An 11,810-nucleotide genomic window follows, 5' to 3' on the forward strand; every position below is an offset into this window, starting at 1 on the left:
ACCGTTTGCAACCCGTTTATTGCAGCACGACGAGCTGGCCTTCCTTGAGCCCTTGAACAATCTCGACCTCCGTCGAGCCGACCAGGCCGGGCTCCACGTCGACCTCGCGAAGCTTTTGATCGTCCTCCAGCACCCGCACGAAATTGCGGCCAAGATAGGAGCGCAAGCCGCTGCGAGGTATTTTCACGACATCGTCCCTTTGTTCCGTAACGATCTTCACATCCGCGATCGAGCCGATTTTGGCCTCCTTCGGAATGCTCGGCAAATCAATGTACAGCGTTCGCGCGTATTTCTCGGTCAGCCGCTGATTGGTCGTCTCCGGCGCGGAGGAAGGCGTCTGCGTAACCGTACCGGTTATCTTCTCACCTTTGTAGGTGACTTCCACCGGCAATCCGACCTGTACGTCTTTGATGGAATCGCCGCTGTCCGCTCGCAAGGCCAAGCGCATGTTGCTAGGGTCGGCAATCGTAACCAGCGTCTGGTAAGGCTCGACGAAATCGCCTTCTACAAGGGTTTCGGCGAACACGACCTGACCGTCGATTTCGGAGATCAGCTGTTTGGAGTTAAACTGCTTATCGAGCCTGTCGTATTTCAATTGTTCGACCTCAACCTGAAGTCCGGCAATCTTGAATGCCTGCTCGTCGGAATCGCGCGCATTCCGGAAGGCGTATTTCGCCTTCTCCAACGCAAGCTGCTGCTCCTTTAGCTGGATGTCCAAGCCGTCCACGATCAGCTGTGCGAGCAGATCCCCTTTCTTGACCTTGTCGCCGGATTTGACGAGAATCTTGTCGATTCGCCCCCCTTGCCCCGAAAATTGCGCGGAGCTTGTCTCCTCCGATTCGAACACTCCGCTGCCGTTGATCGACTTGATGATCGATCCTTTGTCCGCGGCGACCGTCTTATAGTTTTCCTGCTTCGGCTTGACGAGAGGCGGCTTAAGCGCTTCTTCTTCCTTAGGCAGCAGCGAACAGCCGGCCAGCGCGCCGCCGATGGAGAAAGCGATTCCAAGAGTAACAACTTTTCTAAGAATGCGAGACAATTTGCCCATCCTCCAGTTCGTATACTTGGTCTACGATTTCCATGATCGCCGGGTCGTGCGTCGTTAGCGCGATCGTCATTCCGCTGCGCTCCACAAGATCTCTGAACACTTTGATAATATGCAGCCCCGTTCGACTGTCGAGCTCGGCCGTAGGCTCATCCGCCAAAATCAGCTTCGGCTTGTGCGCAATGGCGCGGGCAATGGCCGTTCTCTGCTGCTCGCCCCCGGACAGCTCGAAAGGACGATGGTGCATGCGCGGCTTTAATCCGACTCTTTCCAGAGCCTCGACCGCGGCTTGTTTTCGCTCCTGTGCCGGATAGCCGGACACCCTTAGCACGAATTCGACGTTCTCATATGCCGACATGAGAGGGATTAGAGCGAACGATTGAAAGATGAGCCCCATCTCCTTGCGCCTGACCTCGTCCCTCTGCTTGCCGGTCATCGAAGTCAACTCGCGTCCGTTAAACGTAATTTTCCCTTCGGTGGGTTGGTCAAGCGCGCTTAACAGATTGATCAGCGTCGTTTTGCCGGAACCCGATCTCCCTTTCAAGGCAACCAGCTTTCCTTGGAACAATTGAATATCCACGTCCTTCAGCACAGTGACCGCTCCGGAACCTCTGCCGAATACGCGCTTGATCCCTTCGGCGCGAATGATTTCCTTGCCGGCCGCCTCACCGCTCGCCATCGCTGCTCTCCCCCTCGGCGGAACGCCGCTGCTTTTCCATTATTTTCAATACTGATTTTACTATAAATAAGAGAATGTACGCGCGTCAATCTACTCTTACAAGTATAGTTTGAAATAATCAATAAAAGTGCGGAAGTATCAAATTCAATAAGATAAGCCACGATTTAGAGTAGATTGCACACAAGTCCGCCGCCGATTTCGCAATTGCAGGAAACCGTTATTTACAGTAGAATGTTTATGAAAATGATTTTCTTGAATTATTACGTTTTGAAGAAACTAATTTTCTAATCGGAGTTGTCCGCCATGAGCATACTGAATGCCATTGGGGAGAGATTGGACAGTCTGCATCAGAAAGAACGCGCGCTCGCCGAATATTTGCTCCGCCATCCGAAGGAAGCGGTGCAGATGACGATAACGGAGCTGGCCGCGCAGTCGGGAAGCAGTCCGTCGACGATCTCGCGCTTTTGCAAAACGTTCCATTCCCACAGCTTTCCCGACTTCAAGCAGCGGCTGGCTACCGAGCTCGTCCAGCAGACGGCGGCGACAAACCGCTATCAGGACATCGTAGCCGGCAATCCTCTGCATGAGGTCGTATCCGCGATTACGGCTAACCATCTGCGCTCGATTACGGATACGACGCAAGTGCTCGATCTGACGCAGCTGCGGCTGGCGATCGACGCGCTGCACCGCGCGTCGCGCGTCGACCTGTACGGCTCGGCGACTTCGGGCATCGTTGCGCAGGATTTCTTCCATAAGCTGATCCAGATCGGCAAAGCGGCGGCCGCATTCTCCGATCCGCATCTGCAATTGACGTCTGCCTCTTCGCTGACGTCGCACGACGTTGCGATCGGCATTTCGTATTCGGGAGAGACGCCCGAGACGATCCACTCGCTGCGCTGCGCCGCCGCTAACGGAGCGACGACGCTGTCCATTACCCGCTTCGGCGCGAACTCGCTGTCGGAGCAAGCAAGCATCAAGCTGTTCACCTCCTCCGCGGAGGTGGGCATGCGCCGCGGCGACATGGCTTCGCGAATGGCGACGCTGCATGTCATCGACGTCTTGTTTACCGGCCTGGTCAGCGAGCACTTCGAGGTGTACGTCCCCCGGCTGAAGCAATCTTATTTAACGGTTGACCATTACACTATGGGCAAAGAGGAGAGAAAATCGAAATGAATATCCTGATTTTCGACAGCGAAGAAAAGCTCAACCTGGCGGGAGCCAACATTATCGTCAGCCAGGTGCAAACCGTTCCGCGGGCGGTGCTCGGTCTGGCTACCGGAGGAACTCCGGTCGGCATCTATAAGGAAATCGTAAGCGACTTTCAAAAAGGCATGGTCAGCTTCCGCAATGCGACTTCGTTTAACCTCGACGAATACGTCAATCTGAAGAGCGATCACCCTGAAAGCTACTATACCTATATGAACACCCATTTGTTCGCGCACATCGACCTGCCTGAAGCGCAGCGCCACATTCCGAACGGCAACGCGTCCGATCTGGAAGCCGAATGCGCGCGCTACGACGAAGCGATCGAGCTGGCGGGACAGATCGACCTGCAGCTGCTCGGCCTTGGCCATAACGGCCACATCGGCTTCAACGAGCCTGCGCACGCTTTGATCAAAGGCACGCATATCGTCGAGCTGGCCGAGAAGACGCGCGAAGCGAACGCCCGCTTCTTCGACTCGATCGACGATGTGCCGAAGCAGGCGCTAACGATGGGCGTAGGCACGATCCTCAAGGCGAAGAAAATTTTGCTCGTCGTCAAGGGCGCGGACAAAGCCGACATTATCCAGAAGGCGCTGCAAGATCCGATCACGACCGACGTGCCGGCTTCGCTGCTGCAGACGCATCCGAATCTGATCGTGCTGCTCGACTCCGCTGCAGCAGGTAAACTGGCATGAGCGGGGCGCTGAAGGAGCTGCTCGTCGTCAACGCCCGAGTGCTTGCCCCTGCCGGTACGATTGAGCAGGGCTACGTCCGGATCCAGGACGGCAAAATTACCGCAATCGGAGCCGTTGCGGAACTGGACGGCGGGTCCGCCGATCTTGAGCGGATTGACGCTCAAGGCGCATGGCTGATTCCCGGCTTCGTCGACGTTCACGTCCACGGCGGCGCGAATCACGATTTTATGGATGCCGATGCCGACGGTATTCGGGAAATTACGAAATTTCATGCTTCGAACGGAACGACGAGCATGCTCGCTACGACGCTGACGGCTCCCCGGGAGGAATTGACGGCGGTGGTCGAGGTGGCCGCCGATTTCATGTCCAAGCCGATGCCTTACGCCAAGCTGGTCGGCGTGCACCTGGAAGGTCCGTTCGTCAGCGTCAAATGGAAGGGCGCCCAGAACCCCGCCTACATTCTTCCTCCGCAGACCGAATGGCTGGAGGAGTGGGTCAGCCGCTTCCCCGGCGTCATCAAGCTGCAGACGCTTGCGCCGGAGCTCGAAGGCTCGCTCGAATACATCGAAAAGCTGGCGGCCAACAACATCGTTCCGAGCTGCGGTCATACCGACGCGACCTACGATCAGATTATCGCTGCGGCCGACCACGGCTTGCGCCACGCTACTCATACGTTTAACGCAATGACGCCGCTGCATCACCGCAATCCGGGCACCGTCGGCGCGGTGCTGTCGGACGACCGCATCGTCGCCGAAGTCATCGCCGACGGCCACCACGTTCACCCGGCGGGAATCAAAATCGTAACTCGCGCCAAGGGCGTGCATAACGTCATTCTCGTCACCGACGCGATGGCCGCCGCCGGCATGCCCGACGGAGATTACGATCTCGGCGGACTGCCCGTTCATATGAAATGCGGCGTCGCCCGGCTGAAGGAGAACGACAGCCTCGCCGGCAGCACGCTGACGATGATCAGCGCCGTGCGCTACCTCGTCAAGGAGGTCGGCGTTGAGCTGGCGGACGCCAGCCGCATGGCCAGCGCCAATCCGGCGCGTCAGCTTGGCCTGGACGACTCGATCGGCACGCTTGAAGTCGGTAAGCAGGCGGACTTCCTGCTGCTTGACGACGAGCTGAATTTGCAGTCGACATGGGTCGACGGCCGCAAGCTGTTTGCTTAGTATTGCGCAGCGGCTCTCCCTTGCCTCCTGGAGGCGGGCGGGGAGCCGCTTTTTTTTGATAGGTTTGAACTTGAGCGCATTTGTACGATAAACCGTACAGATAGCGCTGTTTTGTTGGGCGATGCGTCCATTTTATGCGATTAATCGTACAAAATACGACGTTGGAGGGGCCGGGCTGGTGGATTTATAGGATAAATCGTACAAGTTCGTACGCGAGCGGATTCGTCGGTTGGCCGCTCTCGCCATGAGTCGTCACAATTCATCCTAATTTTACAAGAAAAAAAGGATTATCCGACAAATAGGTCGAATTACCTTCCTCATGATGACTATCGGGAAAACCGATTTTGAACAAATGCAGGAGGAAAGTCATGAATTGGCGGAATAAGAAATTTACCTTCATGGTGATTCCGGATGCGAACGGCTCGGTAAAACGATTTCAGCTATCGGCGCTGGCGATTGCGGGGGCGGGCGCGTTGATCGGGGTTCTGATCGTCTGCTGCATTGCCGCGTTCCTGCTCTACCGGGACAATATTGAGCGAGTCGGACAGCTCCAACAGGAGCTGGCGGCGGCGACCGGAGACTACGAGAAAATATTAGAAAACAAAAACTTGCATATCAACGAGCTTCAAACCGATCTGACCGATCTGGCCGAGCAGACGAAGTCGATGGCTACGCGGCTGCAGGATATCAACGAGCTGGAATCCGAGTTGAAGGAAATGGTCGGTCTCGATCCCTCCGCCTCCTCCAAATCTCCGCAGGCATACGCAGCGGACGACGGAAGCGAACAAATCGCTATGGACGGCGGAACGGGAGGAGAGGAGCTGCCGATCAACAAAGCGGAGATGGACAGGCTTGTCGACCGGACGCGCGACAATCTTCAGTCGTTAGACGACCAGTTGGAGGCGATGAAGCCGAAGCTGGAGCTAACCAAGGAATCGGTAGCGAAACAGCTTCAAGCGCTGGCCGTCACTCCGACAATATGGCCGACCGACTCCCGCCGCGTTACGTCGACGTTCGGCATCCGCAAGGACCCGTTTACGCGCAGAGCGACCTATCATGCCGGCCTCGACATCGGCGGCACAACGGGAGATCCGATCTATGCGGCAGCGGACGGTACCGTCGTCGAAGCGAATCGCAGTAGCTCGCACGGCAACCACGTGCTGGTTCAGCATTCGAACGGCTTGCAGACGCATTACTCCCATATGAGCAAAATTATCGCCGCCGTCGGCGATAAGGTTCGCAAAGGCGATATTATCGGAGAGCTCGGCTCCACAGGGCGCAGCACCGGTCCCCATCTTCATTACGAGGTGATCGTAAACGGAGAGCACGTCGATCCCGAGCCTTATCTGAAAGCGTCAAGGAGGAGCCCGTAACGATGTTCAAAGCGAAAAAAAGCAAAATCGACCCGAATACGACCGATACGCTGATCGGAGAAGGCACATCATTCGAAGGCAGCATTCGATCGGAGGGCGGACTGCGCGTGGAGGGCCAGATCGTCGGCGACATCGAATGCGCGGGCGATGTGACGATCGGCGAAAGCGGAGTCGCCCGCTCTCGCATTCAGGCGCGCAACATTATTATTTCCGGACAAGTCGACGGCAATGTCGCGGCGACGGGCAAGCTGACGATCAAATCCACCGGCAAGCTGCACGGCAATTTGTCGACGCCGGAGCTGTCCGTCGAGTCCGGCGGTATTTTCCACGGCACAAGCGAGATGAACGCCGGCACGAAAGCCGAAGCGGCGGAAGGAAACGCTGCGGCGGGGCGCAAACCGGACGGAGAGGCGAAGACCGCCCAAAAAATCGGATAAGTTTGCGCTAGCTTCCGCACTTCGTGTATCATTCATAGATAGACAGACAGAACGGAAGGCGGACGGGAGTGACCGAATTGGACGAGCAATTAAAAAAAGCTTACGAATTGTTGGGACTGCCTGAGGACGCAACGCGCGAACAGGTAGAGAATCGGTATTTTATTTTGCTGAAACGGGCTCGGTCGGGCAAAACCCGTTCCGAATCGGGCGAAGAGAACGAAGAGTCCCTCGACCTGAGCGAAATCAACCAAGCCTACAACCGCATCATCGGCATCGAATCGGAGAAATCCGGCACAATGGAGAAGCAGTCGAAAGTCGGCCATTTTTTCTACTACTACAAGACTCATGTCATCATCGGCCTCCTCATCGTGCTCATTGGAGGCTATATGATCAAAGAAGGCGTCGACAAGAGACGGGAAGCCGCCAACACGCCTCCCGCCAACCTCGCGGTAAGCGTATTCGGCAACTTCTACTTCGCGGATATGGAGCTGCTGGAGCAAAATATGCTCAAGCTCGTGCCCGAGTGGCAGCGCATCAAGACAACTCTTGTCTATAATCCGCGTGAGATCCAGAGCCAGCAGGACATGGCGCTGCAGCAAAAAAGCGTGCTTATGCTGATTACGGAAAAAGACGATTTGTACGTCACCGACGAGCTAAGCTTCCAGAGTCTGGCCGTACAAGGACTATTCGTTAAGCTGGACGATTTCGTCGCGAAGACCGGTCTGAAAATTCCGGAGCAGCTGCTCCGAAAATCGAAAACCGAAGAAGATACGGCCGAAGCCGCTTACGGCATCGACCTTACCGGCAGCTCCGTGTTTAACGGCATCGAAATGGCCGGAGAGCGCCAGATTATCGGTATAAGAGCAACCGAAGACAAATGGGACGACACCCGCAAGCTGCTTGAGAAGCTGCTCGCGTCGATGCCATAAGAAGCGACAAAAGAAAAGGCTAATCTCTCGATCGCATTTGACGACGGTCGGGAGATCAGCCTTTTTTCATTGTGTCAGACAATCGTTACTTCCAATACCAATAAGCGAGCGCAAGCTGGACGACCAAAATCGCCGGCATGCCGAACCTGAACGAAGCATGCTTCGTCTTATGCCTCCAGAAGCTCATGCCAACGATCGCACCTGCCGAGCCTCCTATAACCGCCGAGAGAAACAGCGTTCTCTCCGGTATTCTCCGCTCGCGCCTTCTCGCCTTCTGCTTGTCGCTGCCCATCAAATAAAAGGCAATCAGATTAACGACGATCAAATATCCGACAACCGCGTACATCCCCGAATCCTCCCATGCCGATTCTTCCTGCCGATCCGTCCGGCGCCGCGCTCAAGCGCGGCGCCGTGGACAGCCTCTCGACCATTGTAACGCGACGGCTCGGATTTGGATATACGATCATGGGCTACGCGGTTCTGATTTACGTGTTAAATCGCACAACGTAGGCATTGTCTCCGTCTTTGGTCTTCCACCCGTTCCAGCCCGCCGCGTCCGTAATCGTATTCGAACGGAACGTCAATTCGTACTGGCGGTTAGACTTCAGCTCGTCGTCCAGCTTCAGCACCGCTTCCGTCACGATCTTGCCCGGATCGCCCTGCTCGATATAGTCGATATCTTTTCCGCGTCCATCCTTCTCGCGAAGCTGGAACGCGGACGTCTTCACATTGCGAACCGGCTCGCTGAACAATACCTTAACCGTGGAGCGATCAAGCACAATCGCATGAGTAACAAACGGAACCGCATTGTCGACGACCGTGCCGGCAAATACCGCCGTGTCGGCCCCGCCCGTCGTATTCAGCGCGGCTATGCCGGCAGCGCGGACCGTGTAGACATGCCCGGAGCGGAACAGGTCGGGATTGGTCGAAGATTTCGTGCGATACTGAATCGTCACCGCTCTGTCGCTTCCCGGCTTGCGCTGAACGAATGCGCTCCAATCCGCCATGGACACCTCGTTCCCGTTGTCCGTCATGGCGACAAGCTTAACGCCGCCGACATCCGCATCGGACAGCGCCCGCGTAAACGTCAGCTCCACCGTATTTTTGTCGATGGCGACCGCGCTCTGCAAGGCGGCCTGCTCGACCGGATTGGCTACGGCTCCGAAGCGCCAGTTCGTCGACGTATCCATCACGTTTCCGGCCAGGTCGGGAATGCCGCCAACCGTCAGCGTATAGTAGGTGGCGTCGCGCTGCGGTCCGGTTCTCAGCGTGACGGTTTTGCCGTCGCTCTCAAGCGTCGCTTGGAGCACGGCCAGCCCTTTGTCGATCGAATAGTGATTTGTCAGCACTGCGTGCTGAGGGTCGATCTTCTCGCTGAACTTTACCGTGATCAGCGCCGTCGTCACATCGACCTTCACCTCGGTCACTTTCGGCTTCACATTGTCGTTGCTGCCTGTCAAATACAGATCGCTGCGCGTATCCATGACATTGCCGGCCGGGTCCTTAACATTCTGCACCGTCAACTGATAGTTGCGTCCGTCCGTCTGCTCCGAGGTTGTGAACGTAACTTTGCGTTTGTCGTCGGACAGCTTAACGCCCGTAATCCGCAGACCGCCGTTCAACCGATAATTGGCGGAGTTCGTCGCCGAACTGGTCTCTACCGGCTCGGAGAACGTCAACTCGTATGTCCGGTGGGCCACTTTGACCGGCTGCGACACAAGCTGCGGCTTCGTCGTGTCTTCCAGCGCGGACGTATAGCTCCATGTCGCGCCGTCGATCGTAACTGTGTGCACCACGCCTCCAAGCTGCCGATCCGTCCACAGCACGATCGACATCCCGTCCTGGGAGACCGTCGCCTGCAGCACGTTGCGCGTGTTCCCGTATACGTCCTTGACGAGAAAACGGCTTTTGTCGATCGATTTGTCGTTCGGATCCGCTCTCTGGAACAGTTGAATGCCGATGGATTGGTTCGTCAATTGCTCAACGGAACGTACATACAGCGGCTTGACGTTCGACTGCTCGTAAATCGCGTAGGCCGCCTCCACCAACAAACCTCGCGTCGCCTCCAACGTATAGTCGCTCAGCTGCGGAATAAGCTTGCGGTCAAGCGCCATGCTGACCGCCCCCCTTGCCCACGGGGATACTCTTCCAGCTACCGGAGTAGAACCGGAGCCGCTCAAGCCGTAGCTTCTTGTCAGAATAGCGGCAAGCTGCTCCACCGTCACGTTGCTCGCCGGCGAGAACGTTCTTGTCTTCGTGCCGTTCATTAGCCCCGCTCTGGCGACCGCCTCGATCTCATGGAATGACCAGCGAGTTGTCCGCACATCGTCATAGCTCGGCGTCGAGCTTCCGGACGGCAGCTTTAACAGTCGATACAGCACTGCGGCAAGCTGCTCCCGAGACATCGGATCGTACAGACGCGAGCTACCGTCGGAGAATCCTGTAAATATGCCTTTCTGCCTAAGCTCCTCGAACTTCTGATCCGTCGTTAAGCCCGAGGCTCCCCATGCGGTCCAAGGAACGCTTAACATCAGCAGCAACGCGAGCATTCCCGCTACGATTTTTCTCATCCCGCTACTCCTCCTATTCGCTGCCCGATCGCCTTATTAGACTGAACGGGATATTGCGGTATAGGGTTTGACGCAGGAAAGATACGTTTTGTTTCTTTTATGAGAAAATTCTTAGGATAAAGGATACAATTGGTAACAGGCTTGTCTACGAATTTTTAAGTCGCGGAGGAGTTGATGCGGAGATAAAAAACTGTGGAGCCTTTCAGCCTATGCCCGCGAAAACCAGCTCGGCCAGTGGCGATGAGGGTGATCGACCCTGTGGCCGTTCGCCAGCCGAAGCCATGTCGAGAAGCCCGCCTCTCCGTCGCGGAGCCGGATCACCCGCGCCCCCCTCCGGTGGAACCAACGGCCATAGGTGTTGTAGCCGGTCGCTCTGCCGTAAACCAGCTTGATGCCTCTCAGTTCGCCGAAATAATCGTTAGTATGATCGTGCCCGCAAAATACGCCCGTCACGCCTCCGGTCTCCACCAGCGCGGAGAACAGCCCCGAGTTGACCCGAGGAGCGTGCACCTTCTCGTGACGATGACCGTTGCAGACGCTGGTATTCCATACTTCGCGATACTCCGGGAGCGGAATATGCTGGAACAGCAGCGCCGGAACCGGAGTCCCGCCGTTGGCCCGCCGCAGCGCGCTCGCCTGCTCGCGATACCAAGCGATCTGATCCGCGCGAATCCAATCGTAGCCGCCCACGGACGGAAGCTCCGAGTAAGCGCCGCTGTCGAGAAAATAGAGCGCAGCACCCGTTTGTCCCGCAGCATTGCCGATCCGCGCGACAAAGTTGCCGACCCCGGAGACATTGTCCGGTCCCGGTTCGGCAATCGCGCCGCTTAGCTCCAACTGCACACTCATCAGTTTCTGCCGCGAGACGGCCCCTTCGCTATCGTGATTGCCGAAGACTGTCGCCCACGGAATTCCGCTGCCGGCGGAGACGGACAGCGCATCGCGGAAAGAGCTAACCGGGTCGGCGCAGCGCAAGCTGTCGATAATGTCGCCGGTCAGCACGATCAAATCGGGACGTTCCTCCTCCAGTACGCGCTCCATCAAAGCGCGGGTAAGCGCATCCTTCCTGCCGCCGTTCGTCCAGTGCAGATCGGTGAACTGCACAATCGTGAACGTGCCGTCGGAACGAAATTCCAAGCTGCTTCCCATGCTTCCAACCCAATCCTCTCTCTATGGCCGTCTACTCTCTTAGCGCATCGTAAAGCTTGCTAGACATACTTGATCCCATGCCGGCCGACTTCGAAGCGAGCGCTTTTCGCGCCTTGTGCAGCTCGTCCTTGAGCCGCTTATTTTCCTCCAGCAGCGATTCCGTTTCCCGTTCTGCCGATTCCGTTTGCCGTTCTACCGATTCCGCAGCCGGTTCCCTTAGCGACTTTCCGTTGGCGTAATAGCTTTCCTTCTCATAATTGCGGAAGGCAATTTCCAGCTCCGGCACGCCCAGCGAACGGATATGGCGATCGATGCAGGCCGCGGCGAGATCCCTTACGGCTGTGCCCCGGTCGAACCAGGCTACCTCGACGAAGGGGTAAGAGGGAACAACTTTCCCTTCGAATAGAGCGGTCGTATGCACACACTCCAACAAAATATAATCCTCCGGGCACCGGCACACGGCTGCCAGCTCCGCGACAAGAGTTTCGCTGATCGCGCGAACCTGCTCCGGATTTACGCCCCTGAACAATAGATGAGGCATCTATACGTACACTC

Annotated in this window: 12 protein-coding genes; 6 read left to right on the plus strand and 6 right to left on the minus strand. The window is 56.7% G+C overall.

Annotated elements, in window-relative coordinates; translation table 11 throughout:
* Nucleotides 1-16: 16 nt before the first annotated feature.
* Nucleotides 17-1,048, minus strand: coding sequence for an efflux RND transporter periplasmic adaptor subunit (locus DFP98_RS15260; RefSeq protein ID WP_116061473.1), 1,032 nt, complete (start codon nt 1,046-1,048; stop codon nt 17-19).
* Complete coding sequence (locus DFP98_RS15265) at nt 1,023-1,724, minus strand: ABC transporter ATP-binding protein (protein ID WP_116061474.1); 702 nt, start codon at nt 1,722-1,724, stop codon at nt 1,023-1,025. The genes DFP98_RS15260 and DFP98_RS15265 overlap by 26 nt, the downstream gene beginning before the upstream one ends.
* Nucleotides 1,725-2,027: 303 nt before the next feature.
* Between DFP98_RS15265 and DFP98_RS15270 the strand changes: the two genes are divergently transcribed.
* The 6 genes from DFP98_RS15270 (at nt 2,028) to DFP98_RS15295 (ending at nt 7,536) form a co-directional block, all read left to right on the plus strand.
* A complete protein-coding gene (locus tag DFP98_RS15270; protein WP_116061475.1) occupies nt 2,028-2,897 on the plus strand; it encodes a MurR/RpiR family transcriptional regulator in 870 nt (289 codons plus the stop codon).
* Complete coding sequence (nagB, locus tag DFP98_RS15275; RefSeq protein WP_116061476.1) at nt 2,894-3,622, plus strand: glucosamine-6-phosphate deaminase; 729 nt, start codon at nt 2,894-2,896, stop codon at nt 3,620-3,622. Before DFP98_RS15270 ends, nagB begins: the two co-directional genes overlap by 4 nt.
* The gene (gene nagA / locus DFP98_RS15280) at nt 3,619-4,797 is read left to right on the plus strand and encodes an N-acetylglucosamine-6-phosphate deacetylase (RefSeq protein WP_116061477.1); all 1,179 of its coding nucleotides are present in this window, start codon (nt 3,619-3,621) and stop codon (nt 4,795-4,797) included. The genes nagB and nagA overlap by 4 nt, the downstream gene beginning before the upstream one ends.
* Before the next feature lie 368 nt (nt 4,798-5,165).
* Entirely contained in the window at nt 5,166-6,170 is a 1,005-nt protein-coding gene (locus DFP98_RS15285; protein ID WP_116061478.1) for a peptidoglycan DD-metalloendopeptidase family protein, read from the plus strand.
* 2 nt (nt 6,171-6,172) lie between these two features.
* On the plus strand, nt 6,173-6,607 hold the full coding sequence (locus tag DFP98_RS15290) for a bactofilin family protein (RefSeq protein WP_116061479.1): 435 nt from the start codon (nt 6,173-6,175) through the stop codon (nt 6,605-6,607).
* Between the two features lie 77 nt (nt 6,608-6,684).
* A complete protein-coding gene (locus DFP98_RS15295; protein ID WP_147310199.1) occupies nt 6,685-7,536 on the plus strand; it encodes a hypothetical protein in 852 nt (283 codons plus the stop codon).
* An 85-nt stretch (nt 7,537-7,621) separates the two neighbouring features.
* On the opposite strand, the gene DFP98_RS15300 is transcribed toward DFP98_RS15295, so the two are convergent.
* The 4 genes from DFP98_RS15300 to DFP98_RS15315 all read right to left on the minus strand — a co-directional run bounded on the left by DFP98_RS15300 (nt 7,622) and on the right by DFP98_RS15315 (nt 11,796).
* Nucleotides 7,622-7,882, minus strand: a complete 261-nt coding sequence (locus DFP98_RS15300) for a DUF1294 domain-containing protein (protein ID WP_116061481.1) — start codon at nt 7,880-7,882, stop codon at nt 7,622-7,624.
* 139 nt (nt 7,883-8,021) lie between these two features.
* Nucleotides 8,022-10,106 carry an Ig-like domain-containing protein gene (locus tag DFP98_RS15305; RefSeq protein WP_116061482.1) on the minus strand — a complete coding sequence of 695 codons (2,085 nt, stop codon included), beginning with the start codon at nt 10,104-10,106 and terminating at the stop codon, nt 8,022-8,024.
* A 207-nt stretch (nt 10,107-10,313) separates the two neighbouring features.
* The gene (locus DFP98_RS15310; RefSeq protein WP_116061483.1) at nt 10,314-11,255 is read right to left on the minus strand and encodes a metallophosphoesterase family protein; all 942 of its coding nucleotides are present in this window, start codon (nt 11,253-11,255) and stop codon (nt 10,314-10,316) included.
* Nucleotides 11,256-11,286: 31 nt separating this feature from the next.
* Nucleotides 11,287-11,796: a DUF1904 family protein gene (locus DFP98_RS15315; RefSeq protein ID WP_116061484.1), complete on the minus strand. Its 510-nt coding sequence runs from the start codon at nt 11,794-11,796 to the stop codon at nt 11,287-11,289.
* Between the last annotated feature and the right edge of the window lie 14 nt (nt 11,797-11,810).

The sequence above is a fragment of the Cohnella phaseoli genome, assembly GCF_003386235.1.
Lineage (GTDB): Bacteria > Bacillota > Bacilli > Paenibacillales > Paenibacillaceae > Cohnella > Cohnella phaseoli.

Bases quoted from the DNA above. Each gene is read 5' to 3' on its own strand.
- nagA (WP_116061477.1), top strand. From the start codon at position 3,619: ATGAGCGGGGCGCTGAAGGAGCTGCTCGTCGTCAACGCCCGAGTGCTT.
- DFP98_RS15260 (WP_116061473.1), bottom strand. From the start codon at position 1,048: ATGGGCAAATTGTCTCGCATTCTTAGAAAAGTTGTTACTCTTGGAATC.
- DFP98_RS15315 (WP_116061484.1), bottom strand. From the start codon at position 11,796: ATGCCTCATCTATTGTTCAGGGGCGTAAATCCGGAGCAGGTTCGCGCG.
- DFP98_RS15310 (WP_116061483.1), bottom strand. From the start codon at position 11,255: ATGGGAAGCAGCTTGGAATTTCGTTCCGACGGCACGTTCACGATTGTG.
- DFP98_RS15285 (WP_116061478.1), top strand. From the start codon at position 5,166: ATGAATTGGCGGAATAAGAAATTTACCTTCATGGTGATTCCGGATGCG.
- DFP98_RS15265 (WP_116061474.1), bottom strand. From the start codon at position 1,724: ATGGCGAGCGGTGAGGCGGCCGGCAAGGAAATCATTCGCGCCGAAGGG.
- DFP98_RS15305 (WP_116061482.1), bottom strand. From the start codon at position 10,106: ATGAGAAAAATCGTAGCGGGAATGCTCGCGTTGCTGCTGATGTTAAGC.
- DFP98_RS15290 (WP_116061479.1), top strand. From the start codon at position 6,173: ATGTTCAAAGCGAAAAAAAGCAAAATCGACCCGAATACGACCGATACG.
- nagB (WP_116061476.1), top strand. From the start codon at position 2,894: ATGAATATCCTGATTTTCGACAGCGAAGAAAAGCTCAACCTGGCGGGA.
- DFP98_RS15270 (WP_116061475.1), top strand. From the start codon at position 2,028: ATGAGCATACTGAATGCCATTGGGGAGAGATTGGACAGTCTGCATCAG.
- DFP98_RS15300 (WP_116061481.1), bottom strand. From the start codon at position 7,882: ATGTACGCGGTTGTCGGATATTTGATCGTCGTTAATCTGATTGCCTTT.